This is a genomic window from Synechococcus sp. CCY 9618 (assembly GCF_019038415.1).
In the GTDB taxonomy this organism is placed as follows: Bacteria; Cyanobacteriota; Cyanobacteriia; order PCC-6307; family Cyanobiaceae; genus Cyanobium.
Map to the genome: position 1 here is coordinate 73,388 of NZ_JAFKRG010000009.1, position 26,288 is coordinate 99,675.

23 protein-coding genes are annotated in these 26,288 nt (G+C 71.2%); 9 read left to right on the forward strand and 14 right to left on the reverse strand.

The window, feature by feature from the left end; genetic code table 11:
* Positions 1 to 43: 43 nt before the first annotated feature.
* Positions 44 to 787: a succinate dehydrogenase/fumarate reductase iron-sulfur subunit gene (locus KUG41_RS01800; protein WP_216900478.1), complete on the forward strand. Its 744-nt coding sequence runs from the start codon at positions 44 to 46 to the stop codon at positions 785 to 787.
* Between the two features lie 18 nt (positions 788 to 805).
* On the opposite strand, the gene KUG41_RS01805 is transcribed toward KUG41_RS01800, so the two are convergent.
* From KUG41_RS01805 to KUG41_RS01835, 7 genes are all read right to left on the reverse strand, one after another.
* Positions 806 to 1,924 (reverse strand): acetate/propionate family kinase, encoded by a 1,119-nt coding sequence (locus KUG41_RS01805; protein WP_216900480.1) that lies wholly within the window; start codon positions 1,922 to 1,924, stop codon positions 806 to 808.
* Positions 1,924 to 4,350 carry a phosphoketolase gene (locus KUG41_RS01810; protein WP_216900481.1) on the reverse strand — a complete coding sequence of 809 codons (2,427 nt, stop codon included), beginning with the start codon at positions 4,348 to 4,350 and terminating at the stop codon, positions 1,924 to 1,926. The genes KUG41_RS01805 and KUG41_RS01810 overlap by 1 nt, the downstream gene beginning before the upstream one ends.
* Positions 4,351 to 4,443: 93 nt before the next feature.
* Positions 4,444 to 6,360, reverse strand: coding sequence for a transketolase C-terminal domain-containing protein (locus KUG41_RS01815; protein ID WP_216900483.1), 1,917 nt, complete (start codon positions 6,358 to 6,360; stop codon positions 4,444 to 4,446).
* A gap of 121 nt (positions 6,361 to 6,481) precedes the next feature.
* Positions 6,482 to 6,682 carry a hypothetical protein gene (locus KUG41_RS01820; RefSeq protein ID WP_216900485.1) on the reverse strand — a complete coding sequence of 67 codons (201 nt, stop codon included), beginning with the start codon at positions 6,680 to 6,682 and terminating at the stop codon, positions 6,482 to 6,484.
* Positions 6,683 to 6,978: 296 nt separating this feature from the next.
* Positions 6,979 to 9,162, reverse strand: a complete 2,184-nt coding sequence (locus KUG41_RS01825) for a molybdopterin oxidoreductase family protein (protein ID WP_216900487.1) — start codon at positions 9,160 to 9,162, stop codon at positions 6,979 to 6,981.
* A gap of 108 nt (positions 9,163 to 9,270) precedes the next feature.
* Positions 9,271 to 10,824, reverse strand: a complete 1,554-nt coding sequence (locus KUG41_RS01830; protein WP_216900489.1) for an MFS transporter — start codon at positions 10,822 to 10,824, stop codon at positions 9,271 to 9,273.
* A gap of 170 nt (positions 10,825 to 10,994) precedes the next feature.
* Entirely contained in the window at positions 10,995 to 12,035 is a 1,041-nt protein-coding gene (locus KUG41_RS01835; protein WP_254216768.1) for an anthranilate phosphoribosyltransferase, read from the reverse strand.
* 342 nt (positions 12,036 to 12,377) lie between these two features.
* On the opposite strand from KUG41_RS01835, the gene KUG41_RS01840 reads away from it, so the two are divergent.
* On the forward strand, positions 12,378 to 13,946 hold the full coding sequence (locus KUG41_RS01840) for a ferredoxin--nitrite reductase (RefSeq protein ID WP_216900493.1): 1,569 nt from the start codon (positions 12,378 to 12,380) through the stop codon (positions 13,944 to 13,946).
* Here the strand turns inward: KUG41_RS01840 and KUG41_RS01845 are convergent.
* Positions 13,879 to 14,259 carry a hypothetical protein gene (locus tag KUG41_RS01845; RefSeq protein ID WP_216900495.1) on the reverse strand — a complete coding sequence of 127 codons (381 nt, stop codon included), beginning with the start codon at positions 14,257 to 14,259 and terminating at the stop codon, positions 13,879 to 13,881. The genes KUG41_RS01840 and KUG41_RS01845 overlap by 68 nt on opposite strands.
* Before the next feature lie 99 nt (positions 14,260 to 14,358).
* Here KUG41_RS01845 and KUG41_RS15920 point away from each other — a divergent pair, with 99 nt between their 5' ends.
* Together KUG41_RS15920 and KUG41_RS01855 are read left to right on the forward strand one after the other, a co-directional pair.
* Positions 14,359 to 15,075 carry a hypothetical protein gene (locus KUG41_RS15920; protein ID WP_216900497.1) on the forward strand — a complete coding sequence of 239 codons (717 nt, stop codon included), beginning with the start codon at positions 14,359 to 14,361 and terminating at the stop codon, positions 15,073 to 15,075.
* Positions 15,076 to 15,106: 31 nt separating this feature from the next.
* Positions 15,107 to 15,595 (forward strand): universal stress protein, encoded by a 489-nt coding sequence (locus KUG41_RS01855; RefSeq protein ID WP_216900499.1) that lies wholly within the window; start codon positions 15,107 to 15,109, stop codon positions 15,593 to 15,595.
* Here the strand turns inward: KUG41_RS01855 and KUG41_RS01860 are convergent.
* From KUG41_RS01860 to KUG41_RS01880, 5 genes are read right to left on the reverse strand one after another with little or no spacing between them, the layout of a single operon-like run.
* Entirely contained in the window at positions 15,553 to 17,082 is a 1,530-nt protein-coding gene (locus tag KUG41_RS01860; protein WP_216900501.1) for a glycine betaine ABC transporter substrate-binding protein, read from the reverse strand. The genes KUG41_RS01855 and KUG41_RS01860 overlap by 43 nt on opposite strands.
* Positions 17,079 to 18,455, reverse strand: a complete 1,377-nt coding sequence (locus KUG41_RS01865; protein WP_216900503.1) for an APC family permease — start codon at positions 18,453 to 18,455, stop codon at positions 17,079 to 17,081. Before KUG41_RS01865 ends, KUG41_RS01860 begins: the two co-directional genes overlap by 4 nt.
* Before the next feature lie 23 nt (positions 18,456 to 18,478).
* Positions 18,479 to 18,664 carry a hypothetical protein gene (locus KUG41_RS01870; RefSeq protein ID WP_216900505.1) on the reverse strand — a complete coding sequence of 62 codons (186 nt, stop codon included), beginning with the start codon at positions 18,662 to 18,664 and terminating at the stop codon, positions 18,479 to 18,481.
* Between the two features lie 44 nt (positions 18,665 to 18,708).
* Positions 18,709 to 19,581 (reverse strand): oxygenase MpaB family protein, encoded by an 873-nt coding sequence (locus KUG41_RS01875; protein WP_216900507.1) that lies wholly within the window; start codon positions 19,579 to 19,581, stop codon positions 18,709 to 18,711.
* A 5-nt stretch (positions 19,582 to 19,586) separates the two neighbouring features.
* Positions 19,587 to 20,177, reverse strand: a complete 591-nt coding sequence (locus tag KUG41_RS01880) for a DUF924 family protein (protein WP_254216736.1) — start codon at positions 20,175 to 20,177, stop codon at positions 19,587 to 19,589.
* Positions 20,178 to 20,240: 63 nt separating this feature from the next.
* On the opposite strand from KUG41_RS01880, the gene KUG41_RS01885 reads away from it, so the two are divergent.
* The gene (locus KUG41_RS01885) at positions 20,241 to 20,999 is read left to right on the forward strand and encodes a type 1 glutamine amidotransferase (RefSeq protein WP_216900509.1); all 759 of its coding nucleotides are present in this window, start codon (positions 20,241 to 20,243) and stop codon (positions 20,997 to 20,999) included.
* Here the strand turns inward: KUG41_RS01885 and KUG41_RS01890 are convergent.
* Entirely contained in the window at positions 20,944 to 22,098 is a 1,155-nt protein-coding gene (locus KUG41_RS01890; RefSeq protein WP_254216737.1) for an anthranilate phosphoribosyltransferase, read from the reverse strand. The two genes, KUG41_RS01885 and KUG41_RS01890, sit on opposite strands and share 56 nt — an antisense overlap.
* Before the next feature lie 28 nt (positions 22,099 to 22,126).
* Here KUG41_RS01890 and KUG41_RS01895 point away from each other — a divergent pair, with 28 nt between their 5' ends.
* Genes KUG41_RS01895 through modB form a run of 4 tightly spaced genes read left to right on the forward strand, consistent with a single transcriptional unit; the run spans position 22,127 to position 26,287 of the window.
* Positions 22,127 to 22,783: a CbiX/SirB N-terminal domain-containing protein gene (locus tag KUG41_RS01895; protein ID WP_216900513.1), complete on the forward strand. Its 657-nt coding sequence runs from the start codon at positions 22,127 to 22,129 to the stop codon at positions 22,781 to 22,783.
* Entirely contained in the window at positions 22,780 to 23,589 is an 810-nt protein-coding gene (gene cobA, locus KUG41_RS01900; RefSeq protein ID WP_216900515.1) for a uroporphyrinogen-III C-methyltransferase, read from the forward strand. The genes KUG41_RS01895 and cobA overlap by 4 nt, the downstream gene beginning before the upstream one ends.
* 8 nt (positions 23,590 to 23,597) lie before the next feature.
* Positions 23,598 to 24,425, forward strand: coding sequence for a molybdate ABC transporter substrate-binding protein (gene modA, locus KUG41_RS01905; RefSeq protein WP_216900517.1), 828 nt, complete (start codon positions 23,598 to 23,600; stop codon positions 24,423 to 24,425).
* Positions 24,425 to 26,287 carry a molybdate ABC transporter permease subunit gene (gene modB / locus KUG41_RS01910; RefSeq protein WP_216900519.1) on the forward strand — a complete coding sequence of 621 codons (1,863 nt, stop codon included), beginning with the start codon at positions 24,425 to 24,427 and terminating at the stop codon, positions 26,285 to 26,287. The genes modA and modB overlap by 1 nt, the downstream gene beginning before the upstream one ends.
* Position 26,288: the final 1 nt, after the last annotated feature.

A 26,288-nucleotide genomic window follows, 5' to 3' on the forward strand; every position in this document is an offset into this window, starting at 1 on the left:
CGTCAGAATCGAGGCCCGCTCCGGCGCCCTCCACGGCCCGACCATGCCCACCGTCTCCCTCACCCTGAGCATCTGGCGCCAGGCCGGACCCGCCGACCCCGGCGGCTTCGAGACCCATGCCCTGGAAGGGTTGTCCACCGACCTCTCGCTGCTGGAGGCCCTCGATCTGCTCAACGAACGACTGATCACCGCCGGGAAGCGGCCGGTGGGCTTCGAGCACGACTGCCGCGAAGGGATCTGCGGATCCTGCGGCTTTCTGGTCAACGGCCAGGCCCAGGGGCCCCAGCGGGCCACCAGCGTCTGCCAGCTGTATCTGCGCCAGTTCCGCGACGGGGACGCGCTGACGCTCGAGCCCTTCCGGGCCCGGGCGTTTCCGGTGCTCCAGGATCTCGCGGTGGACCGCTCCGCCTTCGATCGGATCATCGTCGCCGGCGGCTACTGCTCGGTGAACACTGGCAGCGCCCCCGAAGCCAATGCCCTGCTGATCGGCCGTGAGCAGGCGGCCGGGGCCTTCGACACGGCCGCCTGCATCGGCTGCGGTGCCTGTGTGGCCAGTTGCCGCAATGCGTCGGCCAGCCTGTTCGTGGCCGCCAAGCTGGCCCACCTGGGCCAGTTGCCCCAGGGGCAGCCGGAGCGTCGCCACCGGGCCCGCGCCATGCAGGACCGGATGACTGAGGAGGGCTTCGGCAGCTGCAGCAGCAACCTGGAATGCGAGGCCGTCTGCCCCAAGCAGATCTCCGCCGACTGGATCAGCTGGATGCACCGGGAATCCTGGCGGCGCGCCTGAGGAAGCATCCGTTTCCCCTCACGGTCCGTGGCTCCGGGCCGCGGCCGCCAGACAATCCCTGGCGATGACGCCCTCCTCATCGGCAGGCACACATACCAGCTCGAACGGCTGCAACCAGGCCAGCCGCTGCTCCAGTTCGTCCCTCAGCGCCGCGTCGTTTTCGCCGATGCCACCGGTGAGGGCGATCACGTCGACCCCTTCCAGGCAGGCGGCCATCGCCCCGATCCCCTGCAGCAGCTGGTGGCGGAACACTTCGATGGCGAGCTGGGCTCCTCGGTGGCCCTCTGCGGCGCCCAGGCGCAGGTCCTTCATGCTGGCGCTCAGCTCTGACAGGCCCAGCAGCCCGCTCTCCTGCCGCAGGGCGTGATCGAGGGCCTCGACCGTGAGCCCCTGGCGCAGCTGGTGCAGCATCAGCCCCGGATCCAGCGAACCACTGCGGGTGGCCATCACGAGCCCTTCAAGGGGGGTGTAGCCCATCGTGGTGGCGATGCTGCGCCCCCCCCGGATGGCGCAGAGGGAGCAGCCGGCGCCGAGGTGGCAGCTGATCAGCCGCAGGGAAGCACGGCCGTCCGGATCGTTCCGGAGTCGGGCCAAGGTTTCGGCCACATGCTGATGGTTGAGGCCGTGGAAGCCGAACCGTCGCAGGCCCGCTTCGCGCCAGCTGGCCGGGATTGCATAGGTGTGGGCTTCTGGTGGCAGTGTGCTGTGGAAGGCCGTGTCGAAGCAGGCCCACTGCTGGAGATCGGGTTTCCAGCCCCCCAGCCAACGCATCACCCGCAGGGCCGGACCGTTGTGCAGCGGAGCCAGGGGCACCAGTTCTTCCAGCGCCTGCAGCACCTCAGGATTGAGGCGGATGGGCGCCGTGAAACGTTCGCCGCCATGGACGACGCGATGGCCGGCCAGAACCAGCCCATCACCCCAGGGTGTGAGCGCCTCGGGAAGCCAGCCTTCGAGCACCTCGTCCAGGCCCTCCTCCGGGGCGTTCGCCTCCTGAGCGGCTGCGCTCCAGTTGCGCTGTTCCCTCCAGAGGCAGGCGCCGGAGCGTGAGAGCACGGAGGCCTTGAGGCTGGAGCTGCCGGTGTTCAGCACCAGAACCTCCCCATGTCCCACCGCTCCCGCAGTGGCGGCGCCTGTCATCAGTCCTCGGCGATCGGCAGGGTCCAGCGCCAGTCAGTCACTTCCGGGGCATCGGTGCCGTGGAGATGGGCATACTCTCTGTGCGACAGGATCGCGTCCTTCATCCGCTCCTTGACGTGGGCCGCACGGGAGCGCAGGAAGGGTACCCGGTCGATCACGTCAATCACCAGATTGAAACGATCGATCTGGTTTTTCATCGCCAGTTCTAAGGGCGTGTTTATGTTGCCCTTCTCCTTGTAGCCGCGCACGTGGAAGTTGGGGTGGTTGGTGCGGCGGTAGGTGAGCCGGTGGATCAGCCAGGGATAGCCGTGGAAGTTGAAGATCACCGGCCGGTCAGTGGTGAACAGGGTGTCGAAGTCCCGGTCGCTCAGCCCGTGGGGGTGCTCGCTGGGCTGGGTGAGGGCGAAGAGCTTCACCACGTTCAGTACCCGGATCCGCAGGTGGGGGATCTCGCAACGCAGGATCTCCACCGCCGCCAGGGTCTCCTTGGTGGGGACGTCGCCGGCGCAGGCCATCACCACATCGGGATCATCCGGTTCGGTCCCCTGGTCGTCGTTGCTGGCCCAGGGGACGATGCTGATCCCCTTGGCCACATGGCGCCGGGCCTGCTCGATGGTGAGGTACTGCAGGTGCTTCTGTTTGTCGGAGACGATGATGTTGCAGACGTTGGTGTCCTGCAGGGCCTCCTCCGCCACCGCCAGCAGGCAGTTGGCGTCGGCGGGTAGGTAGACCCGCACCACCTCGCCGCTCTTGTTGCCGGCCAGGTCGATGAAGCCGGGGTCCTGGTGGGTGAAGCCGTTGTGGTCCTGGCGCCACACCGTGGAGGAGATCAGGCAGTTCCAGGGTCCGATCGGGGCACGCCAGGGAGCATGCAGGTTGCAGGATTCCAGCCATTTGGCGTGCTGGTTGAACATCGAGGCGATGATGTGGGCGAAGGCCTCATAGGTGTGGAAGAAGCCGTAGCGACCGGTGAGCAGATAGCCCTCCATCATTCCCACCAGCGTGTGCTCGCTCAGCATCTCCACCACCCGGCCCTCGCGGGCCAGTTCACTGCCGTTGAGATCCTCCGGCAGGAAGTCCTCCATCCACACCTTCTTGCTCACCGCGTAGATGGCCTGCAGGCGGTTGGAGGCGGTTTCATCGGGGCCGAACACCCGCATCGAATCGGGATTGGCGCGGATGATGTCGCCCAGCAGCTCCCCGAGGGGGTAGGTGTTCTCCGCTTCCGTGGCTCCGGGTGCCTCGACGGGCACGGCGTAGCTCTCGATGGGAGGCAGGCGGAGCTTGCGCCGCAGCAGGCCTCCGTTGGCATGGGGGTTGGAGCCCATCCGCCGCGGTCCCTGCGGTGAAAGCGCCTGCAGTTCCGGGATCAGGGTCCCCCCGGCATCGAACAGCTCCCAGGGCCGGTAGCTCTTCATCCAGTCCTCAAGCATCCTCAGCTGCTCTGGATCGGTGTTCGGTGCGGGCAACGGCACCTGGTGGGAACGCCAGAAGCCCTCAAGCTTCTTGCCATGCAGTTCGGCAGGACCGGTCCAGCCCTTGGGGGAGCGCAGCACGATCATCGGCCAGGCGGGACGCACGGCTTCACCGCTGGCGCGGCACTGGGCACGGATCTCAAGGATGCGGCCCACCGCTTGCTCCATCGCCGCTGCCATGGCGTGGTGCATCGGCATCGGATCGCTGCCCTCCACGAAGATCGGATCCCAGCCGTAGCCGCGCATCAGGCTGGCCAGTTCCTGCCGCGGAATCCGCGCCAGCAGGGTGGGGTTGGCGATCTTGTAGCCGTTGAGGTGCAGCACCGGCAGCACCGCCCCGTCGCCGATGGGATTGAGGAACTTGTTGATGTGCCAGGAGGTGGCCAGGGGGCCGGTCTCGGCCTCCCCGTCGCCCACGCAGGCCAGGGCGATCAGGTCGGGGTTGTCGAACACCGCCCCGCAGGCATGGGAGAGCACGTAGCCCAGTTCACCGCCCTCATGGATCGAACCGGGGGTTTCCGGGGTGCAGTGGCTGCCGATGTGGCCGGGGAAGGAGAACTGCTTGAAGAAGCGCTGCATCCCCTCGGTGTCGCGGCTCTTGTCCGGATACACCTCGCTGTAACTGCCATCGAGATAGGTGGGGCCCAGCACGCCCGGAGCACCGTGACCCGGCCCCGACAGATAGATCATGTCGAGGTCGTGGCGGCGGATCACCCGGTTGGCGTGGGCCCAGAGGAACGCCTGGCCCGGGGAAGAACCCCAGTGACCCAGCAGTCGCGTCTTGATGTGCTCGTGGCGCAGCGGTTCCGCCAGCAGCGGGTTGTCGCGCAGGTAGATCATCCCCACCGCCAGGTAGCAGGCGGCGCGCCACCAGGCGTCGAGCAGGTTGAGCTCCTGCTCGGCATCGGGGGGGGTGGTCGTGGTTCCGGCGGGAAGGGAGGTGGACACCATGGGCCTGAACTCCTCTTGATGCGTTCTGAACACTAGAACGATTGCCTCAAGGGCCCGTTAAGGGCGTTGAGGTGAAAACGCCCTGCGGTCCGCTCAGGCGAGCAGGGCGCGCACGTGGCTGAGGATCCCGTCGCTGTCGATGCCCTGATGGGGGATCTGCTCCCAGAGGCCGCCGCAGCCTTCCCGCCAGGTGCCCAGGTGGGCGTACCTGGGGTGGTACCCCCGCTCCAGCAGCCAGGTGCCGAAACGGCTGCCCAGGCCGGTGCGGCGGTTGAAGGACTCCACCACCAGCACGAAGGGCGAGTTGCCGACGGTCGCCATCATCGTTTCATCGACCACGTTGAGGCTGGCCTTGTTGATCAACCGGATGGCAATGCCCTCCAGCCGCAGCTTCTCCACCGCATCCAGGGCCCGGTAGAGGCAGGCGCCGAAGCTGATGATCGTGCCGGCATCCCCCTCGCGCACCACCTCGTCGCGGCCCGGTTCGAACACGTAGCCCTCACCGTGCAGGGGAAGCCCTTCCCGATCAAGCAGGTCGGGCACCTTGGAGCGGGTGGAGAAGACGAAGCGCAGGCCGGGATCGTGGAACACGGCCTCCACGCAGGCCTTCATCTGGCCGCCGTCGGCGGGGAAGTAGAGCCGGGTGGGGTGATGGTCGTCCTCCAGGCCGTTGTCGGCGAAGAAATTGTTGAGGCCGAAATGGCAGGTGTTGTCGGCCATGTCGTCCACGCCGGCGTGGGAGAAATGGCAGAGCACATGGGCGCCGTTCAGCCGCGCCATGGTGATCTCGGAGATGCACATCTCCAGGAAGGCGCTGAAGGTGGCGAAGATCCCCTGCCGCCCCCTCTGCATGCCGAAACCCGCGGCGGCGGAGAAATTGCCGCGCTCCATGATTCCGCCGCTGACGAAGATCTCCGGATAGGCCTTGCGGATCTGGGCCAGCCCGCAGGAGCCTTCCAGATCGCTGTCCACGCAGAGGGTCGTGGTCTTGCGTTCGGCCGCCTCCATCGGGGCGAGCATCGACACCACCGTGTCGCCGAAGATGTTGCGGTTGGCGGCGGTGTGGGTGCTCGAGCCCAGGTAGATGTAGGGATTGACCGGTTTTTCGATGGCCTTCAGATAGGCGGCGGCCGCGTCCTGGCCGTGCTGCTCCAGGTAGGTGATCGCCAGGTCGACGGGGATCACGTCATGGCCGTGGGTGGAGCCCTCCAGCCCCTCGATACCCACGGCCATCGCCCGCTTGTTGATCACCGCCACCGGGCCATCGCTGGCCACCGCGGTGCAGAGTCGGCCGTAGAGGTCGTCGAGGTCCTCGCCGTCGCCCACCAGGGTGACCAGACCCTGGCCGCCGAGGGTGCGGGCCACGTCGTAGCCCTTCTGGTACTCGGAGGGGTGGCCGGCGATGGTGACGTCGTTGTCGTCGATCACCAGCTTCACGTTCAGGCCGTGGGCCACGGCGAAGCGGGCCGCCTCGGCGTCGTCCCCCTCCTGCTGGGCGCCGTCGGAGCCCAGGCAGAACAGGGTGCGGCCCGGGTGGGCCAGGGCGACGCCGTTCACGAAGGGCCAGAGGTGGCCCAGCCGGCCGGAACTGAACTCCACCCCCGGGGTGAGGCCCAGCTCGGGGTGGCCGGGCAGGCGTGAGTGGGCGGCCCGGTAGTGCAGCAGGTCGGAGGCCTGCAGATGGCCCCGCAGCACGGCCATCAGGTACTGGGTGGCCACCCGGTGGCCGGCCTCATCGAAGAACACCGGCAGGAAACGCTCGGGGGCCCCGCGGAAGAAGCCATCGAGGATCATCACCTCCGGGACGGTGTCGTAGGGGCCGCCCGTGTGGCCCCCCACCCCCCGGGCGGCGCCGGTGGCGGTGAAGAACACGATCGCGTCGCGGCAGAGGCGGATGTTGGCCGCCAGCGTGTCGCGCTGTTCGGCGCTCAGCCGCGGCTCGGCTGGGTCGAGGGCCAGGGGACGCCAGGCTCCCAGATCAATCGGAAAGCTGCCGTTGGGGTCTTGCATGGCTCACGGGCTGGGGGACGGCGCCGCGAAGGCGGAGGTCTCCCTAGCTGGTAGCAGCCCAGTGGCCATCGTGCCCAGCATCAGTGGGCCCCACGACATCCGGAGGGTCAGCCTCAGCCGTTCAGGGCTTGCCCAGGGTTTCCCAGAGGGCCGCCTGGTGGGCCAGCACGGGGGCGGGTCCGGCGGATGCGGTGCCGGCGGCAGGCTGGGCTTCGCGAATCAGCTGGACGGCGAGGGAGGCCACGACGAAGGCACCCAGGAAACCCGCTGCGACACCGAGGGGCGTGGAACCCGGGCGGGTGGAGGTCCTGATCTGGGTCATGGGAGGACTCGGCGGCACCCCCTCAGTATGGAAAGGGCGCCTGGGCGGGCCGGACGGACTGAAGCCAGCTCCCGGGGGTCTGGTGCGTGGTCTGCAGCCGTTGGTCGGAGGCCAGCCAGCCATGGCCGATGCCCAGAAGCAGACCCAGGGAAATCGCCAGACGCACTGCAGCAACTCATTGATGGGCGCATCCTGCAGGGCCCGGGGGGCAGAGGTCCGCAGCCGATGACACCGAACGCCGCCCGCCCCAGCGCCACCTGGCCACCGTCACGACATTCTGTAGTTCTTGATACTTCTCAATGGGCCGGGTGGCCCCCGGCCGTGGCGGGGGCCACGCAGACGGCCGTGGCCTTCAGTTCCGGCTGGCCGGAGATCGGGCAGGCCTGCTCATGCATCAGGGCATTGGCTTCACAGGCCGGTTCCTGGTTGAAGCCCCAGTGCATCGGCAGGAACACTGAGCCGAGGCGGATTCGATCGGTCACCTGCACCCTGACGGTGAGGCCGGCGCGGCGGGAGGTGACGGCCGCCAGGGCGCCATCCTCGATGCCGTAACGCTCCGCATCCTGGGGATGGATCTCCAGCAGAGGTTCCGGATGCATGGCCTGCAGGCGTTCCACCTTGGCGGTGCGGGTCATGGTGTGCCACTGGCCCAGGTAGCGACCCACGGTGAGCACCAGGGGGTAGGTGTCGCAGGAGGGCTCCGCCAGTCCCAGGGGCTGGTCCGCCACGAAGCGGGCCCGGCCCGAGGGGGTGGGAAAGCGCTGGTCGGTGTAGAGCCGCCTGGAGGCGGAGTCCGGTGCGGAGCCGGTGGGGAAAGGCCACTGCTGGGGCCCTTCGCGCTCTAGCAGGTCGTGGCTCAGGCCCGAGACGTCACACACCCGACCGGCGCTGAGGGCCGCGAACTCGGCATAGACCTCGGCGGCGGACGTGAAGCTGAACTGCGCCTCGAAGCCGAGCCGCCGACCCACGTCGGCGAACACCTCCCAGTCGGGCCGGCTCTGGCCGTGGCGCGGACGGAAGGCCGGGCAGTGGGTGATCCGCCGCTCCGAATTGGTCATGGCGCCGGCCTTTTCGCTCCACTGGGCAGCCGGCAGCAGCAGGTGGGCGTAGTGGGCCGTCTCGCTGCCGGCATAGGCCTCGCTGAGCACCACCAGCGGACAGCGGGCCATCGCCGCCTTCACCCGCTCCAGGTTGGGCAGACTCACCAGCGGGTTGGTGGCCGCCACCCACCAGAGATCGAGCGCGCCGGCCTCCATGGCCTCCACCTGCTGCCAGGCGGTGAGACCGGGCCGGGAGGCGATCGAACCGGGCGCGAAGCCCCAGGCCCGTTCCACCTCGGCCCGGTGTTCGCCGTTGGTCACCAGCCGGTAACCCGGCAGCAGATGGGACAGGCCTCCGGCTTCCCGACCGCCCATGGCATTGGGTTGGCCGGTGAGCGAGAAGGGCCCGGCACCGGGCCGGCCGATCTCGCCGGTGAGCAGGTGGAGGTTGATCAGTCCCCCCACCACGGCGGTGCCCTCGCGCCGCTGGTTCACCCCCATCGACCAGAGGCTGAGAATGCCCCGCCGGGATCCCCAGAGGCGTGCCACGGCACGCAGCTGCTCTTCGGGGATGCCGCACAGAGCTGCCACCCTTGCGGGCGTCCACGCCGCCACGAGTTCGGCATAGGCCGCGAAATCATCCGTGGCCTCCTCAATGAAGTCGCTGTCGAAGCCCACCTCACGCAGCACCAGGTGGGCGATGCCGTGAAGCAGGGCCAGATCGGTGCCAGGAGCGATGGCGAGATGGAGATCGGCGGCCCGGCTGGTGTCGGTGGCCCGGGGATCCACCACCACGATCGTGACGCTCCTGGGATGGCGCTTCTTGCGCTTGACCAGTCGCTGGAAGAGCACCGGATGGCAGTCGGCGGTGTTGGTGCCGATCAGGAAGGCCACGCTGCAGTGGTCCAGGTCCTCGTAGCAGCAGGGGGGGCCATCGGAGCCGAGGCTGCGGGTGTACCCCGCCACCGCCGAACTCATGCAGAGGCGGGAGTTGGCGTCGAAGTTGTTGGTGCCCAGGGCGCCCTTGAGCAGCTTCTGGGCGACGTAATAGTCCTCGGTGTGGAACTGGCCGGAGCCATACATGGCGATCGCCCCGGGGCCCCGCGTGGCCAGGCTGTGGCGGATGCGGCCCACCAGCAGCTCGAGGGCGGCCTCCCAGCCGATGGGCTCAAAGGCCTCCCCCAGGCTGGGGCGGTAGAGGGGCTCGCTGAGACGCCCCCTTGAGAGGGTCTCGCCGACCGTGGCCCCCTTGATGCACACCTGGCCGAGGCTGGAGGGGTGCGTCCGGCTGCCGCGGGCCGTCCACATCGGCGTGCCTTCGGCATCACGGCGCACGCTCTGCCCGGCCACGGCGGGAGGCAGCATCTCCAGTCCGCAACCCACCCCGCAGTAGGGGCACTGGGTGCGGGCTGCGGCTGTGGGGGCAGTGGTCTCAGCCATCGAAGCAGGGGACCGTCAAGGACGAATTCCGTTCTGGGAAAGGGGAATCTCCCGGGCGTTGGGGCGGAGGCGGGGAACTGCCCCGGCCTCCGCGGACAGACGACTGGCTCAGGCCTGGGCCACGGCCGTTTCGCCCTCATGCTCCTCGGCGAAGGATCCCTTGGGCTCCCTGAGGAAGAAGTAGCAGAGGAACCCCACGATCAGGCCTGCGATTCCGAGCACCTGGAAGAAGGCGCTGTTGGAAGCCGCCACGATGGCCGGTGAGGGGTCCTTGGTATCACCGCCCATCCACACTGGCAGGAGGCTGTAGATAGTGAGGTAGGCCACGGCGCCCACATTCCCATAGGCCCCCACCATGCCGGCGATCTGGCCGGTGACCCGGCGCTTGACCAGCGGCACCATGGCGAAGGTGGCCCCTTCCCCGGCCTGGACGAAGAAGGAGCAGGCCATGGTGAGCACCACGGCAACGGCAATGCCCACGCCGCCGGTGAAGGTGCCGGGCTTGATCAGGCTCATCACCAGGTAACCGATCCCCAGACCCATGGTGAGGAAGCCCATGGTGTTCTTGCGACTGCCGAGGCGATCGGAGAGCAGCCCACCGCCGGGACGGGCCACCAGGTTCACGAAAGCGAAGGCGGAGGCCAGGATGCCGGCGGTGGCCTTGGGCAGGGAGAACGTGGTTTCGAAGAATGTGGGAAGCATCGACACCACAGCCAGTTCGGAGCCGAAGTTCACGATGTAGGTGAGCTCCAGGACAGCCACCTGCTTGAAGTCGTAGCGATCCTCCTTGGGATAGGTCTTGGCACCGGAAATCAGATCGCTGTTGGTGCGGATGATGCCCCAGGTCTGGAAAATGAACCAGGCCAGCACCAGCAGCAGGGCCAGGGTGTAGCCGCCGGCATCGAGGAAGTTGACCTTCTGCAGGCGCCAGGCGAGCACGACCAGGATCGCCGCGAAGGGAACGTTCATGCCGAGAAGGCCCCAGAAGTCCCTCATGGAGGTGACTTCCAGGCCCGCGGTCTTGGCGGGCTTCTGGTAGGTCTTGCCGGGGGGAGTGTCGGAGACGTTGAAGAAGTAGATGACGCCATAGACGGCTGCGATGATGCCGGTGAGGGCAATGGCGCCGCGCCAGTTGAGCACCACACCGCCGAGGTCGGCGCCGCCGGAGAAGGAGAGCCAGCCGGCCACGATCACCAGGGTGAGGGCCGAGAAGGCGGACCCGAAGTTGCCCCAGCCGCCGTAGATCCCTTCTGCGAGACCGATCTCCTTGGGCGGGAACCACTCTGCCACCATGCGGATGCCGATGACGAAACCAGCCCCCACGATCGAGAGCAGCAGGCGGGCGATCACGAGTTGATTGAAGTCCTGCGCCGTGGCGAACAACAGGCAGGGAAAGGCCGCGTAGACGAGCAGAGTGGAATAGGTGATGCGCGGCCCGAATTTGTCGAGCAGCATGCCGATCAGAATCCGGGCCGGCACCGTGAGGGCCACGTTGCAGATGGCCAGGGTTCGGATCTGGGGAACGGAAAGTCCGAAATCAGCCTGGACCGTGGTGGCCAGTGGGGCCAAGTTGAACCAGACAACGAAGGTGAGGAAGAATGCGAACCAGGTGAGATGCAGGGTTCGGTATCGTCCTTGAAAAGACCAGAGTTCGCCTAACATGGATCAGGGTATAAGGAATTAACCCTGGCTTCCGATAAAGAATGCGCCCAGGTTCTTGCGCGGCGCAGATGCTGACCACTGGGTTCATCCCATCATTGGGTGCGGGCCTTGGGCTGTGGCCATTGCTACACGTGTCCGGGTGTCGGGACCCGAAGGTCCGCGCGGCCTGCTCAGCGGTCGTCCGAGCCCACCAGCTCCCGCCGCAGGCGCTCGCCGCTGCGGGCCCTCAGCAGAGCCGTCGCCTGCACCAGGGCATCCTCGAGGTGCTCGAAGCGGCCGCCGAACCAGAGGTAGGCCGCCACGTTCCAGCGCAGCGCCGGCATCAGGGCACCCTCCCCGCGGAGGGCCTCCAGAGCCTGGGTGCGCCAGACCTCCAGGCTCTGCCACGGCACCTCGGCGGCGGTGATGCCGTGGTCGCGGGGGTGGAGCAGGATCCGCTCCGGCACGCCCCGGTGCACCCTGGCGGTGATCCCGGCCCGGGAGGTGGGCAGGTCGGTGGACCCCTCCAGGCCCTTCACCGTGAGCACATCGGTTTCTCCGCAGGCCTCCAGGGCCTGCCAGGCCCGGCTCTCCGTGGGGGGATGGACGAAGCCGCTCACCAGCAGGTGGTCGCCGCGGTGGGGCGTCCACAGCAGCTCCAGGCTTGCCACCGGCGGCCGTTTGCCGATGGCATCCCGCACCGGCACCAGCCGCTCGGCCAGCGGGAAATGGTCGGGCTGATGGGTCAGGGCCAGTCCATGGTGATCGAGACGCCCCTGCACCTCGCCCAGCGGCAGACCGGTCGACGGGATGCCGATCGCCTCGAAGAGTTCGGCGAGGGTGATGCCGAACTTCACCGGCATGGCCCCCCCGCCGTGCAGCACCACCGGCAGGCCGTCGCTGGCCAGCACCAGGGCCACCAGCGGCAGCAGCGGCGCGGTGCGGCTGCGGCCGTCGTACGGCACTCCGAAGGCCAGAGGTCGCCGTCCCGGCGTTTCCAGCACCGGCCCCAGACGCCGGTAGCTGTCGAGCATGCCGGCCAGTTCCGTGGGATGGGGCCGGCGGATGCGATGGGCGATCAGGAAGGCACCCATCTGGGCGTCATCCACCAGCCCCCTGAGCATCAGCTCCATCGCCTCAGCGGCTTCCTTCCGATCCAGTCCCGTGCTGGTGTGTTCACCGCTGCCCACCTTGCCGATCAGCTCGCGGAAGCGTGCCCGGGCGGGGCCCAGGGCCTGGAGCCTGGCCAGGCGCCGGTCCTCCGGGGCGTCCGATCCAGGCGCCGAGGCGTCGGACTCGGGCCTGGCCGATTTCGGTAACAGGGACGACACGAGAGGACGAAGCGATCCCGGAAACTAAATCTTCACTGATCCGCGGCCTGCGCAGCTTTCTCTGGCGCTCCCGCTGGCAAACCCCGACAGCCCAGCCTCCCCGACGACGCAGCTCTCATCGGCGTCCTCGGTTCAGCGTCTTTCCTCCATGGCTTGAGGCGCTTGCCGAAGCGGCTTCGCCCCTGTTCTCCCTTCCGGCAGAGCCCCTCCCCACGGCTGGCCCTGCGGACTCCCCGTTTCTGAATGACAAGCACCGACGTTTCCAACCCGCCCCAGCCGAAGCTCAGCAAGGTCGAGCAGGCCAAGGCCGACCTCTGTGGCCTCGACCTGGCCCCTCGGCTGGCCGAGCTGGCCGCGGAGGGCTGGGAATCCCTCGACGAGGCCACCCTCACCATCCGGCTCAAGTGGCTGGGGATCTTCTTCCGCCCCGTCACCCCCGGCCGCTTCATGGTGCGTCTGCGGTTGCCGAACGGCGTGATCCGCGCCGAGCAGCTCGAGGCGCTGGCCGATGCGGTGGACCGCTGCGGCGACCATGGCAGCGCCGACATCACCACCCGCCAGAACCTGCAGCTGCGCGGCCTGCTGCTGGAGGACATGGCGCCCCTGATGGCGGCGATGGAGCGGGTCGGGCTCACCAGCCGCCAGTCGGGCCACGACAACCCCCGCAACGTCACCGGCAACCCCCTGGCCGGCATCGACCCGGAGGAGCTGATCGACACCCGGCCGCTGGTTGCGGCGATCCAGGCCCGGATGCTGGCGGACGATGGGCTCCGCAACCTGCCCCGCAAGTTCAACGTGGCGGTGGGCGGTGCCCCCGACAGCTTCCTGCTGCACAACGATCTGGCCTACCTGCCCGCACCCGATCCTCAGGATCCGGCGGCGCCGCTCGGGTTCACCGTGATGGTGGGAGGGTTCTTCTCGGCCCAGCGCAACGAGCTGGCCATCCCCCTGGGCCTGTGGCTGCGGCCGGATCAGCTGGCCGACTTCACCCTCGCCGTGCTGCACCACTACGTCGAGCACGGCAACCGGGTCCAGCGCAACAAGAGCCGGCTGATGTACCTGATCGACGCCCTGGGGCTGGAGGCGTACCGGGCCGCTGTGGTGGAGGCCTATGCATCGCTGGCCGGGGCGCCGTCCGCGGCAGTGCTGCCCCACGACGGATCCCATCTGGTGGAGCGGGCTCCCCGCGACGGGCTGGGGATCCAGGTCCAGAAGCAGGAAGGGCTCCACTGGGCCGGACTGCATGTGCCGATGGGGCGTCTCGACGCCGAGACCATGCTGGAACTGGCCCGTCTGGCACGGGAACACGGCAGCGGTGAACTGCGCCTCACCGAGGCCCAGAACGCTCTGATCATCGACGTGCCGGCCGATCGGCTCGAGGCCCTGCGCGCCGAGCCCCTGCTGGAACGGTTCCGCCTGGAGCCCGGCACCCTGCAGGCCGAAGCGGTGAGCTGCACGGGGAACCGCTACTGCAGCTTCGCCCTGATCCCCACCAAGAGCACGGCCCAGGCGGTGATCGACGACCTGGAGCGGCGGCTGGAACTGCCCCACCCCGTGCGCACCCACTGGACCGGCTGCCCCAACGCCTGCGGCCAGCCCTACATGGGCCAGATCGGGCTGATGGGGGCCAAGGCCCGCCAGGACGGCCAGATGGTGGAGGCGGCCAAGATCTTCCTGGGCGGTGCCATGGACGGCGATCCGAAGCTGGCCGAACTGCACGACAAGGGCGTGCCCCTGAGCGAGCTCAGTGACGTGCTGGAAGGTCTGCTGGTGGAGCACTTCGGCGCCCGGAGGCGGGCCACGGCCTCCTGAGCCACGGTTTCCCGATCCTCTGGCGGCCCCTGCCGGCCGCGGACCAGGCCCGGTCCATGGTGGCCAGGGCTTGCCGATCGTTCAGGTCCTGACCTCCGTAGAGCAGCCGGATCAGGCGCTCAGGGTCGATCTCCAGGGCCGCCGCCTCCTGCCAGAGCCTCTCCACCCGGGGCCGGTCGGCCTGGACGAACTGGGCTTCGGCCAGCTGGGCCGCCAGGGTCAGCACCAGCTGGCGCAGCTTGCGTTCATTGGGGCTGGCCGCCAGGTCGGGAATGGTGCCGGTGCCGAGGACGGGGGCGGGATGGGCGACCATGGGACACCAGCCTGGCGGAAGGGTTGATTCGGTTGTAACGCCGGCGGATGGGGCCATCGGGACGGTGGCATGAAACGTAGCAATGGCGACAGTTTCTTGATGTCGAATCCGATTTCCCCCGCCGCTGGCGGCCCTGCTGGTGGCTGGGACCCGCTCCAGCTGCCCGCTGCCGGCAGTCCCGAGCGCTGGACCTGGCTGCAGGGCCTGCGGCGCGCCGACGGCGTCGATCTGGAGCCCTGGCTGCAGGCCGTCGAAGCGGGCCGGCTGGTGCCCGCCGCCGATCTGCTGGCCGTGCTGGGGGAGCGGCTGGACGGCCCGGCCGCGGCCCGGCTGCTGGCCTGGTGGCTGGCCGAGCCCGTGGCCGATCCCCGCCTGCTGGAGGTGATCGGCCGCCATCGCCATCCCCCCTGCCGGGACCTGCTGCGGGAGGCCCTGGACGCCCCGGCGGTGGCTTCGGAGCGCAGCGTGGTTCTGCTGCCGCTGCTGGGCCACCAGCGCGATCCAGCCGATTTCCCCCTGCTGCTCGAACGGGCCCTGGCTCCCCTGCCGCTGGCGCAGCGCCGGGCCGCCCTTGAGGGCCTGGCGGTGGGGCTCGGGGCCTGGCCACCGGAACCCCTGCGCCAGGGCCTGGTCACCCTGGTGGGGGACCTCGACCCTGCCCTGGCCGCCACCGCGGTGGACCTGCTGGCCCGCCTGCCGGGGGGGCTGGAGGACCTGGCGGCGCTCGACCACGACCGCCTGGCCCCGGAGCTGGCCCGGCGGCTGCGGCGGCGCCTCGCGGGCCGGGGATCCGCCGCCCCGGACGGGCGATCATGAGCCGCATCCCCACTCCCTTGCGGCGAGGCCGATGTTCCGCCACCTGCTGGTGCCCACCGACGGCTCGGACCTCTCCGAGGACACGGTTCGCCAGGCGGTGAGCTTCGCCCGGGACACTGGGGCGACGATCACCTTCTTCCACGCCCTCGCCAGCCTGGCGATGCCCCCCCACGCCTCCCTGTACGGCGATCCGGTGCTGCTCGATCCGGCCGTCGTGGAGCAGTTCAGCCGTGCGGAGCACACCTATGCCGTGTCCCTTCTCGACCGGGCCCGGGCGATCGCCGAGGCGGCCGGCGTGAGCTGCGACACGGACCTGGGGGAGCACCCGGTGGTCTGCGAGGCGATCATCGAGGCCGCCACCCGCCACGGCTGCGATCTGATCTTCATGGCCTCCCATGGCCGCCGGGGGCTCTCCGGGCTGCTGCTGGGCAGTGAGACCCAGCGGGTGCTGACCCACACCTCCCTGCCGGTGCTGGTCTACCGCCGCCCGGAAGCGGAGCCGGCGTCTCCGGCCTCCTGAAGGCGCCAGCCCCGCACCACCTCCGCAACGCTGCGGCCCTCCAGGTCGACCTGGGCATTGAGCCGCTGCATGGTGGCAGCGGGGATCCGGCCGGACAGCGCCGTGATCACCGGTTCCAGTTCGGGGTGGCGGCGCAGGCTGGCGGCGTTGAACACCGGAACGGCGTCGTAGGGGGGGAAGTAGTGGCGGTCGTCTGTCAGCTGCTGCAGATCGAGGGCGGGGATCAGGCCGTTGGTGGAATCGCCGGCGATCAGGTCCACCTGCCCCTCGGCCAGGGCCCGGTAGGTGAGGCCCAGATCCATGGCCTCCGGCGGCCCGGCGAAGCGCAGCCCGTAGCGACGGACCAGGCCGGGAAAGCCATCGGGCCGGTTGAGGAATTCGTAGCCGAATCCGGCCCGCCAGCCCGGGGTGTGGGGGGCCGCGGCGCTGATGCTGGCGATCCCCAGCCGCTTCGCCTCGCCCCGGCGCACGAGGATCGCGAAGCTGTTCTCGAAGCCCAGGGAGGGGAACACTGCGAGTCCGAAGCGCGCGGCGTAGAGCCGGCGTGTGTCCTCGAACACCTTCCGCGCCGGATCAAGAGTCTCCGGCGGAGGTGGGGTCTGGCCAAGCAGCGTGGTCCAGGCGGTGCCGGTGTACTCCACGTAGCCGTCGATGCGGCCGCGGCGCACCGCTTCGTGGATCAGGCCGCTGCCCCCCAGGCCGAAATCCCTCTGCACCTTCAGGGACGTGTCGGCTTCGATCTGCTGTGCCAGCAGTTCGCCCAGGATCAGCTGCTCGGTGAAGCTCTTGCTGCCGATCCGCACCGTGCCCCCGCCGGCCGTTGGCAGCAGCCTCAGGCCCACCACGGCCGCCAGGGCGAGGGCCGCCAGGCTCCCGGCGACCCGTCGCGACCGCCGGCCGCCGCGGCGCGCAGCCTTCGGCCGCCGTTGGGCCAGGCGCCGCTCCAGCAGCCCCTGGCCGCCATCGGCGGCCAGGGCGATGGCGGCCGCCGGCAGGGCTCCCGCCAGGATCAGGCTGTTGTTCACCGTGGCGATGCCCCGGAAGATGAACACCCCCAGGCCGCCGGCGCCGATGGCGGCGGCGATCGTGGCCACTCCCACGCCGATCACGGTGGCCACCCGCAGGCCGGCCTCCTTCAGCCCCGGGGGCACCTGGGCCAGGCCGGTGACCAGGCCCCGCAGCAGGGGCAGCAGGGCGTAGAGGGTGAGGGCCACGATGGCCGGGTTGGTGCCGATCCCTCCCAGCAGGGGCACGGTGATCAGCAGGCCGAAGATCGCCAGGCTCGGGATCGTCTGCACCGTGCTGGCCGCCGCCAGCACAACGCCCGCCCAGCGGGGCCGGCGGCTGATCCAGAGGCCCAGCGGCAGGCTGATCGCCAGGGCCAGGCCGAGGGCGGTGCCCACCAGCAGCAGGTGTTCGCCGCTGCGCTGCAGAATCTCCCGCGCCAGGGCGCCATCCCACCAGGGCGGCGGCCAGGCGCCGGTCACGGCGCCTCGGCGGGAGTCAGGGCGCGGGTGGCCTGGAACACCGGCACGCTCAGGCCGATCAGCAGCAGGGCCCAGCCGCTGTTGGCGGTGTCGTTGAGCAGGGCGCCGATCAGGAAGGCGACCGATCCCAGCAGCACGATGGCGGCGCTCCAGGGGTAGCCCCAGGCCCGGAAGGGCCGTGGCCGCTCCGGCTCCCTGAGGCGCAGGGCGAACAGGCAGATGATCCCCACCAGGTAGAGGCTCACGTAGAGGAAGGCCGCCAGCCCCAGCAGGATGGTGAAGTCGCCGCCGAGCACCAGCAGGCCCGCCGCCAGGCTGGTGAGCACCAGCGCCACCGTGGGCGTGCCGCCGCGGTTCACCCGGTCCACCAGGGGGCTGAACAGCCGATCGCGACTGAGGCCGTAGAGAATGCGCGGGGCGCCCATGATCGAGGCGTTGATCAGCCCCGCCAAGGACAGCAGCGCCAGCACAGTGATGGCCTGGCCGCCGAAGGCGCCGAACAGCAGGGCAGCGGCGTCGGCCACCGGCAGGCTGGAGACGGCGATCACCGGCAGGGGCAGCACCCGCATCAGGGCCAGGTTGAACAGGGTGTAGATGGCGATCACCGCCAGCACCCCGCCGATCAGGGAGCGGGGCAGGTCGTCCTCCGGTTCGCTGAACTCCTCGGAGAAGTAGATGGGGCTGTGCCAGCCGTCGTAGGTGGTGACGATGGCCTGGAGGGAGAACACCAGGGCCACCGCCAGGCCGGTCCAGCCGGCGGGGGTCGCCAGGGCCCCCGGGCCGGTGGGGATGGCGGCGGTGGCGGCGGCGCGGGTGTCGGGTCCGCCCAGCAGGAAGCAGGCGGCCACCACCGCCAGGAAGGCGGCCGCCTTGGCCAGGCTCAGCAGCTTCTGGCTGCCGCTGCCGGCCTCCACCCCCAGCAGCTGGATGAGGGTGAACAGCAGCAGCACCGCCAGCCCCACCAGCTTCTGATGGGCCTCGAGGTCAGGCAGCAGAAAGGCCGCGTACTCCCCCACGGTGACCGCCACCCAGGCGATGCCGGTGCAGTGGCCGATCCAGTCCATCCAGCCCACGGTGAAGCCGGCGGCGTCCCCGAAGCAGCGGCGGGCGTAGACGTACCAGCCGCCCGCCAGGGGCAGGCTGGCCCCCAGCTCCGCCGCGGCGAGGGCGCCCAGCAGGGCATAGAGGCCGCCCGCCAGCCAGGCCGCCAGCACCCAGCCACCGCTGCCCAGCTGGGCCGCCACCAGGCCGGGGGTGCGCAGGATGCCGGCGCCGATGGTGCCGCCCACCGCCCCGGCGATGCCGAAGGTCACCCCCAGCACATTCAGCAGCCGGCCCGGTGCCGGCGGCGTGGCTTCCAGGTCGGTGGACATCGGATCGTCGGGGAGGGAGGGGCTCAGGAGGCGATCACCCGCTCCAGCAGCCCGTGGAGCTCCTCCAGTTCGTGGCGGCTCAGCAGCCAGTCACCCGTCAGATCCTTGGTGACCCGGGCCTCGATGATCCAGCCGTCTTCCGTGCGCGCGATGGCGAAGTGGGGGGACTGGAACGGGGCGGCCATGGGCGGCAGGGGCGGATCTGCCATCCCTGCATAGCCAGGGCCGCCGGGCCGGGCAGCCCCGCGGAGGCTCAGGGGTCACCGCTGGGGGTCTCCCCGAGGGCCTCCAGCAGGGGCGGTGGGCCCAGCTGCTCGAGGCGGAAGCCGGCGCCGTAGCTGGGGGTGGGGTGCTGGGAATAGAAACGGGCGGGAGCGGGGCGGCCCAGGGCGCGACGGCCGGCGGCCACCAGGGCAGCGGCCCGGCTGCGGGCCCTCAGGCCCTGCAGCACCAGGGCCTGCAGCCAGCCGGGGGCGGCGCTCCAGCCCAGGGCCTCGCTGGTCTGGGGGTCGAGCAGACCCAGCAGCACCCGGCGCAGGGCGGGCCGCAGGGGCGGGGGCCAGTCGGCCAGAAGCATGGCGAGGGTGGCCTCGGCGATGCGCCGGTTGGTGGCTGCCGGGGCAAAGGCCTCTCGCTCCACCCGCTCGTTCAGGTTCAGCAGCGCCTCCAGGCTGGCCGGCAGGGCGGCGATTCCCATCCGCTCGCCCACCCCATGCCAGAAGAGGAACAGGTGCTCCTGCTCCAGGGCCGTGAGCGGCCGCCAGCCGTAGCGGGCCAGCCAGCGGATCGGCTCGGCCACGAAGGTGGAGAGCACGTAGAGGAAATCGTCGTTGCTGATCGCGTAGTGGCCGTGGATGCGGTTCATGCGCTCGATCACCGCGGCGCCTTCGGGGCTGGCAGGGCCATGGCGCAGCAGTTCGGCCACCATCAGGCCGGTGTCGTCGTAGCGCTTGCGCGGCCGGCGTTCGAATTCCCCCGTGCGGGCCAGCAGGCCGGAGATGGAGGGCACGCAGAAGGTCTTGAGCAGGGCCAGCTCCAGGGCCCGGGTGAGGTCCCAGGGGAAGAGCTCGCCGGCCAGGCGATGGGCCGTGGCTTCGGCGGTGTCGGGGGTGGGGGGGTCGCTCATCGGTGTCAGAAGCGGGAGCCGGGCTGCTGCAGGAAGGCCAGCTCCTCGGCGCTGCTCGGGCGCCCCAGGGTCTGGTTGCGGTGGGGGAAACGGCCGAAGCGGGCGATCACCGCATGGTGACGGCGGGCGAAGTCGGCCGTGCGGGCATCGGTGAGGCTCTCGAACAGGGGCAGGCCCCGCTCCTGCAGGGCCAGATCCTCGCTGTGCATCAGGGGCATGAGCCAGAACGGCCGCCGTTCCGGGGCCGGCTCCGCCGCGATCCAGCCGGCCTCCAGGGCCCGCAGGGTGAGGGCCTGGGCCCGGGGATCGCCCGCGAAGGCGCGGGCCTGATCGCGCCAGATCTGACGGGGGAACTGGTCGAGCACCAGGATCAGGGCCAGGGCCTCCGGGGTGCTCCCGGCCCAGGGGGCCAGCCCCCCCTCCAGGGCCCGTTCGGTGAGGTCCCCGAACCGCTCCTGCACGGCCCGGTCCCGCTCCGGCCCGGCCCGGAACCAGGCGGAGGGGGGCGTCTCCTCGAACCAGAAGCGCAGCACCGATGCGGGGGTTTCCATGGCTGAGCGGAGCAGACGGTGCAGGCTGGAGGGATCGCTGCCCATGGATCCTGGCCGTCGGCGGCTGGGAACCTCATGCTGGGGCCAACCTCCGCCCTGTGCACGGCCATGACTCAGCTGGTGGTGCTGCAGCATCTGGAGCGGGAAGGCCCGGGACGCTTCGCCGAGGAGGCTGGACGCCGCGGCTGGGGCCTGACGGTGTGCCGGCCGGACCTGGGACAGCCGATGCCCCGCCTGGGGGCCGACCAGGCCCTGCTGGTGCTGGGAGGTCCGATGGGGGTGGCCGACATCGGCTCACCGGACCATTCCTGGCTGGCGGCGGAAGTGGACCTGCTCAGGGAGTGCCTGGACTGCGAGCGGCCGGTGATCGGCCTCTGCCTGGGGGCCCAGCTGCTGGCCTTCGCCGCCGGCGGGCGGGTGGAGCCCCTGGTGGCGGGCGACCCCCCCGGGCGGGCCTATGAGCTGGGCTGGGGGCCGGTGGACTGGACGCAGAGTGAGGCCGAAGAACCGGTGCTCTCCGGGCTCGGGGCCGGCGCGCCGGTGCTCCACTGGCACGGGGACCGGATACGGCTGCCGGCCGGGGCCACCCTGCTGGGGTCGACGGAGCTGTGCGCCGAGCAGATGTTCCGGATCGGCCACCATGCCCACGGCCTCCAGTTCCATGTTGAGGTGACGGACTCCGCCCTGGAGCGCTGGCTCCGGGAGGATGCCGCCTGGGTGCGGACGGCTCTGGGGCCCGACGGCGTCGAGCAGGTGCGGGAGGGGCAGGCGCGCTGGGGCGAGGCTGCGGAACACCAGGGGCGGCGGCTGATCAACAACCTGCTGGATCGGGTGGCGGCTCTGCTGGGGGCCTTCCCCCTGGCCTGAGGGCCAGGCGGGCGATGAGCTGTCGGTGCAGGTTCTCCACCGCCCCATCCCGCAGCAGCCGCTCCGCCAGAAGCAGCCCTTCCTCGAGGTTGTCGCGGATCCCGGCCCGCCAGAGCAGGAAGCCGCCATTCCAGAGCAGACCTCTCGCCAGCGGACCTGTGGCCCTCAGGGCCTGGTGGGCCTGGCTGCGCCACTGGGGGAGAGTCTCCAGCGCCACCTCCGGCGCCCCGAGGCCATGGTTCCGGGCCCGCAGGATCAGCCGCTCGGGAACGCCGCCCCGCCGATGGGAGGCGATCGCCACCCGGCTGTTGGGCAGCTCCACGCCCCCCTCCCCCCCCTTCACCATCAGCACGTCGTCCTGGCCGGCCGTGCTCAGCGCCTCCCAGGCCAGCCCCTCCGTGGGCGCGTGGACGAAGCCGCTCACCTGCAGGCACGGTCCCTCGTAGCAGCTCCACAGCAGCTCGAGGGTGGCGATCGGCGGACGCTTGCCGATCTGCTCACGGATCGGCACCAGCCGTTCGGCCTCCGGGAAGTGACGCGGCTGGTGCATCAGGGCCAGACCCTCCTGGGCGAAGAGCTGCTGTGCCTCGCTCCAGGGCAGGTCGCGCAGGTCGAGGTCGAGGGCAGCAAGGGTCTCGGCGGTGCTGAGGCCGTATTTGACGGGCATCGGACCGCCGCCGTGGAGCACCACCCCGGCGCCGGCCGCCGCCAGCAGCAGGGCCAGCAGGGGCAGCAGTGGAGCGGAGCGGACCCGGCCATCGAAGGGAACGCCGAAACTGACCACCCGGCGCGGGATGGCCCCCAGCCGCGGCCCCCGCCGGCGGTAGCTGTCCAGCATGCCGGCCAGCTCCTGGGGCTCGGGGCGGCGCAGCCGATGGGCGATCAGGAAGGCCCCGGCCTGGGCGTCGGTGCAGCGGCCGTCGAGCAGGTGGTCGAGGGCCTCGCCGGCCTCGGCGCGGCTGAGGGCCCGGCCACTGCGCTCGCCGCTGCCCAGGGCGGCGATCAGTTCGCGGAAGCGGCAGAGATCCTCACCCAGGGCCTGCCGTTGCTGCTCCCGCCGATGGGCCGTCCATTCCTCTGCGGGAGTCGGCGTCGACATGGCCGGCGGGCTCCGTAGGGTGAGGGGTATGGGCCGGATCATCGCAAGCCCCCTGCTGCTGGTGGCCCATGGCCGTGCCGGGGGGGTGATTCCCGCCGAGCTGGACGCGCTGGCCCGCCAGCTGGAACGGCAGCGGGGCGCTCCAGTGGGGCTGGAGGTTCTCACAGCCGCTGAACCCGGGCCGGTGCCAGGCGCCGGCGCCGAAGCCCCCCTGCTGCTGGTGCCTCTGTTCCTGCTGCCGGGCACCCATGTGCGGCAGGACGTGCCCCGGATCGCCGAGCGCTGCCGCCGCGGCGGTGCGGTGCGGCGGCTGCCGTTCCTGGGCTCCTGGCCCACCTGGCAGCGGGCCCTGGCGGAGGAACTGGCCGCCCTGGCCGAACGCTCAGCGCCGGGGGCCGGGGCGCCTTCGGCCGGGCCCCTGCTGCTGCATCACCCGCTGGAGGGCCCGCTGGGGGCCGCCTACCTGGCTCACCTGGCGGCGGTGACCGGAGCCAGATGCCGCGCCACTCCATACAGTGCGTCCGATCGCGAGGATCCGACCCTGGCCCTGCCTGGCCCTGCCCTGCCCCTGGCCCTGGCGGCCAACCGGCTCACGGACGCCCTGCCTGCGCCGCTCAACTGCCCCCTGCTGCAGCGCACCCGCTTCCGGGCCGTGCTGCTGGAGCGGCTGCTCGCCCTGCCATGACCGCCGCGCCTCCGCCCGCCGCGTCCTCCGTCGGCCCCGGCACCGTCTACCTGGTGGGGGCCGGCCCCGGGGATCCCGACCTGCTCACCCTGCGGGCCCACCGGCTGCTGCAGCAGTGCGACGCCCTCGTCTACGACTCCCTGGTGCCCACGGCCCTGCTGGATCTGGTGCCGGCCGACTGCGAACGACACTTCGTGGGCAAGCGCCGCGGTCACCATTCGGTGCCCCAGCCCAGCACCAATGCAGTGCTGCGCGAACTGGCCGGTCGGCGGCGGCTGATCGTGCGCCTCAAGGGCGGCGATCCCTTCCTGTTCGGCCGCGGCGGCGAGGAGGCGGCCCACCTGGCGGAGCACGGCATCCCGGTGCAGGTGGTGCCGGGGGTCACCGCCGGCATCGCCGCCCCGGCCTATGCGGGCATTCCGGTGACCCACCGGCGGGCGGGCTCGAGCGTCACCTTCGTGACCGGCCACGAGGAGATCGACAAGCGACGGCCGGGCGTCGACTGGCGCGGCCTGGCCCGCAGCAGCGACGGTCTGGTGATCTACATGGGTCTGCACAACCTGCGTCACATCGTTGAGGAGCTGATCGAAGGCGGCCTGTCCCCCGCCACCCCCGCCGCCGTGATCCAGCAGGGCACCGTGCGGGGCCAGCGCCAGCTGGTGGCCTCCCTGGCGGAGCTGGCCGACCGGGTGGAGGCCGAGGGCTTCGCCTCCCCCTCGATCGTGGTGGTGGGCGCGGTGGTGGGGGAGCGGGTGGTGTCCTGTGCACCGCCGCCGGCCGATGTGGCCATGCCGATTCCCTTCTGAGGCCGCCGATGGCCCTGCTTGCGTCCGGTCGCGGTGTGCGCCTGGCAGTGCTGGCCGGCTCGCTGCTGATGGGGGGTCTGGTGGGGGTGGCGCTGGCTGGCCGTGGGGGCAGAGATCGGGCCGCGGCCGCTTCCGAGCCCCTGCTGGTGAGCGCGGCGGCGAGCCTCTCCGGGCCCCTGCAGACCCTGGCGGCGCCCTTCGCCCGCTCCCGGGGCCTGGCGGCGCCCCGCTTCAACGTCGGCGCCTCCGGCCTGCTGCAGCAGCAGATCCAGCTGGGGGCCCCGGCCGACGTGTTTCTCTCCGCTGGCGGGCGGCCGATGGAGGCCCTGCAGCGGGCCGGCCTGCTGCTCCCCGGCAGCCGCCGCGACCTGCTGGGTAACCGGCTGGTGCTGGTGGTGCCGGCCCGGGCCCCCCGGCGCCCTCTGGGCTTCGCGGGCCTGACCGGGCCGGGGGTGGGGCGGATCGCCATCGGCGATGGCACCGTGCCCGCCGGCGACTACGCCCGCCAGGTGCTGGCCCACTACGGCCTCAGCGCTGCGGTGGCCCCGAAGCTGGTGCCCCTGGGCTCGGTGCGGGCGGTGGCGCGGGCGGTGGCGGCCGGCAATGTGGACGCCGGCCTGGTGTACCGCAGTGACGCGGTGCAGCTGGGCGGGTTGCGGGTGGTGGCCACGGCCCCGGCCGCCAGCCACGCGCCGATCCGCTATAGCGGCGCCGTGCTTCGCACCAGCCGTCAGCCTGGGCTGGCGCGGGCCTACCTGGGCTCGCTCGCCACCCCGGCGGCCCAGGCGCTGTTCGGCCGCGAGGGCTTCGAGCCCCTGGCCGGCCGGGTCCCCTGATGGAAGCGGGGGCGGCGCTGACACCTCTGGGGCTGTCGCTGCGCAGCGCGGCCCTGGCGGTGCTGCTGGTGGCGCCCCTGGGCTTCTTCGCCGCCGAGCGGGTGCGCCGCTGGCACGGGCCGCGGCGCACCAGCGCCGACCTGCTGCTGCTCTCCCCCCTGGTGCTGCCGCCCACGGTGCTGGGCTTCGTGCTGCTGCAGCTGCTGGGCCGCTACGGACCCCTGGGGGAGCCGTTGGCGCGGCTGGGGCTGGAGCTGGTGTTCAGCTGGCCGGCCACGGTGCTGAGCGCGGCGGTGGTGGCCTTCCCGCTGATGTACCGGACCCTGCTGGCCTCCCTTGAGCAGCTGGATCCGGGCCTGGAGGGGGTGGCCCGCAGCCTGGGCGCCGGCCCCTGGCGGGTGCTGCGCTGCATCACCCTGCCGCTGGTGCTGCCGGGGCTGGGGGCGGGCCTCAGCCTCAGCTACGCCCGGGCCCTGGGGGAGTTCGGCACCACCCTGATGCTGGCGGGCAACATCCCCGGCCGCACCCAGACCCTGCCCCTGGCGATCTACGCGGCGGTGGATGCGGGCGACCTGTCTCAGGCCTGGCTGTGGACCGGCCAGGTGCTCCTGCTCAACGGGCTCTGCCTGGCGCTGGTGCAGCTGTTCCTGGGCCGGGGCCGGCGGCCGATCACGGGGGGGACTGCCGCTCCGGAGGCCGCGCCCCCTGCCGCAGCGGAGCCCCCACCACCCCTCGCACCGGCCATGGCCGCCCAGCCGCCGCCGCTGTCCCTGCGCCCCCCCGCCCCCTTCCGGCTCGCCTTCGAGCTCCAGCAGCGCCACGGGGCGTTCCAGCTGGATCTGGCCCTGGACACCCCCTGCCGGCGGCTGGCGATCCTGGGGGCCTCCGGCGCGGGCAAGAGCCTGCTGCTGCGTAGCCTGGCAGGGCTGGAGCGGCCCGCGGCAGGACGGATCACGCTCAACGGCCGGGTGCTGTTCGACGCCCGGCGGGGCATCGATCTGCCGCCGGAGCGGCGCCGCATCGCCGTGATGCTCCAGCACGACGCCCTGTTCCCCCACCTCAGCGTGGCGGCCAACGTGGGCTTCGGCCTGGCCCACCTGGCGCCGGCGGAGCGCAGTGCCCGGGTGGCGGCCCAGCTGGCGGCGGTGGGGCTCCTGGGGCTGGCCCGGCACTACCCCTCCCAGCTCTCGGGGGGCCAGCAGCAGCGCACCGCCCTGGCCCGGGCCCTGGTGTGTGAGCCCGACCTGCTGCTGCTGGATGAACCCTTCTCCTCCCAGGACGCCCACCGGCGGCGGCGGCTGCAGCAGCTGATGGAGGAGCTGCTGGAGCGCTCCGGGGTGCCCACCCTGCTGGTGACCCACGACGTGGAGGAGGCCTACCGGCTGGGCGAGGAGCTGCTGGTGATCGACCGGGGCGGCCTGCAGCGCCACGGGCCCCGTCGGGAGGTGTTCGAGCGGCCCGGGGCGGTGGGGGTGGCGCGGCTCACCGGCTGCAAGAACGTGGCCGCCGTGGAGCGGCTCGGGTCCACCGGGCTGCGGGCCCCGGCCTGGGGCCTGACGTTCGACACGCCGGAGCCCCTGCACGCCGCCGTGACCCACCTGGGCATGCGGGCCAACCACCTGGAGCTGGGCGTCAGCGCTGCCCCGGATGCGGCCCACAGCTGGCCCTGCCGGGTGGTGCGGGTGAGCGAGGGGCCGCTGCACGTCACCGTGTTCGTGGTGCCGGCCGGCGCCGGCGAGGGGGCCGGCGAGCCGGTGCTGGTGGAGCTGCGCCAGCGGGCCTGGGCCGCGCTGGCGCCGGCAGCCTCCCGGGGCCCCCTGGTGCTCTCCCTGCCCGAGGGCTGCCTGCTGGCGCTGGGTTGAG

Excerpts from the sequence above, each read along its gene's own strand:
- KUG41_RS01800 (WP_216900478.1), top strand. The coding sequence starts at position 44 with ATGCCCACCGTCTCCCTCACCCTGAGCATCTGGCGCCAGGCCGGACCC.
- KUG41_RS01805 (WP_216900480.1), bottom strand. The coding sequence starts at position 1,924 with ATGACAGGCGCCGCCACTGCGGGAGCGGTGGGACATGGGGAGGTTCTG.
- KUG41_RS01810 (WP_216900481.1), bottom strand. The coding sequence starts at position 4,350 with ATGGTGTCCACCTCCCTTCCCGCCGGAACCACGACCACCCCCCCCGAT.
- KUG41_RS01815 (WP_216900483.1), bottom strand. The coding sequence starts at position 6,360 with ATGCAAGACCCCAACGGCAGCTTTCCGATTGATCTGGGAGCCTGGCGT.
- KUG41_RS01820 (WP_216900485.1), bottom strand. The coding sequence starts at position 6,682 with ATGACCCAGATCAGGACCTCCACCCGCCCGGGTTCCACGCCCCTCGGT.
- KUG41_RS01825 (WP_216900487.1), bottom strand. The coding sequence starts at position 9,162 with ATGGCTGAGACCACTGCCCCCACAGCCGCAGCCCGCACCCAGTGCCCC.
- KUG41_RS01830 (WP_216900489.1), bottom strand. The coding sequence starts at position 10,824 with ATGTTAGGCGAACTCTGGTCTTTTCAAGGACGATACCGAACCCTGCAT.
- KUG41_RS01840 (WP_216900493.1), top strand. The coding sequence starts at position 12,378 with ATGACAAGCACCGACGTTTCCAACCCGCCCCAGCCGAAGCTCAGCAAG.
- KUG41_RS01845 (WP_216900495.1), bottom strand. The coding sequence starts at position 14,259 with ATGGTCGCCCATCCCGCCCCCGTCCTCGGCACCGGCACCATTCCCGAC.
- KUG41_RS15920 (WP_216900497.1), top strand. The coding sequence starts at position 14,359 with ATGTCGAATCCGATTTCCCCCGCCGCTGGCGGCCCTGCTGGTGGCTGG.
- KUG41_RS01855 (WP_216900499.1), top strand. The coding sequence starts at position 15,107 with ATGTTCCGCCACCTGCTGGTGCCCACCGACGGCTCGGACCTCTCCGAG.
- KUG41_RS01865 (WP_216900503.1), bottom strand. The coding sequence starts at position 18,455 with ATGTCCACCGACCTGGAAGCCACGCCGCCGGCACCGGGCCGGCTGCTG.
- KUG41_RS01870 (WP_216900505.1), bottom strand. The coding sequence starts at position 18,664 with ATGGCAGATCCGCCCCTGCCGCCCATGGCCGCCCCGTTCCAGTCCCCC.
- KUG41_RS01875 (WP_216900507.1), bottom strand. The coding sequence starts at position 19,581 with ATGAGCGACCCCCCCACCCCCGACACCGCCGAAGCCACGGCCCATCGC.
- KUG41_RS01880 (WP_254216736.1), bottom strand. The coding sequence starts at position 20,177 with ATGGGCAGCGATCCCTCCAGCCTGCACCGTCTGCTCCGCTCAGCCATG.
- KUG41_RS01885 (WP_216900509.1), top strand. The coding sequence starts at position 20,241 with ATGACTCAGCTGGTGGTGCTGCAGCATCTGGAGCGGGAAGGCCCGGGA.
- KUG41_RS01890 (WP_254216737.1), bottom strand. The coding sequence starts at position 22,098 with ATGTCGACGCCGACTCCCGCAGAGGAATGGACGGCCCATCGGCGGGAG.
- KUG41_RS01895 (WP_216900513.1), top strand. The coding sequence starts at position 22,127 with ATGGGCCGGATCATCGCAAGCCCCCTGCTGCTGGTGGCCCATGGCCGT.
- cobA (WP_216900515.1), top strand. The coding sequence starts at position 22,780 with ATGACCGCCGCGCCTCCGCCCGCCGCGTCCTCCGTCGGCCCCGGCACC.
- modA (WP_216900517.1), top strand. The coding sequence starts at position 23,598 with ATGGCCCTGCTTGCGTCCGGTCGCGGTGTGCGCCTGGCAGTGCTGGCC.
- modB (WP_216900519.1), top strand. The coding sequence starts at position 24,425 with ATGGAAGCGGGGGCGGCGCTGACACCTCTGGGGCTGTCGCTGCGCAGC.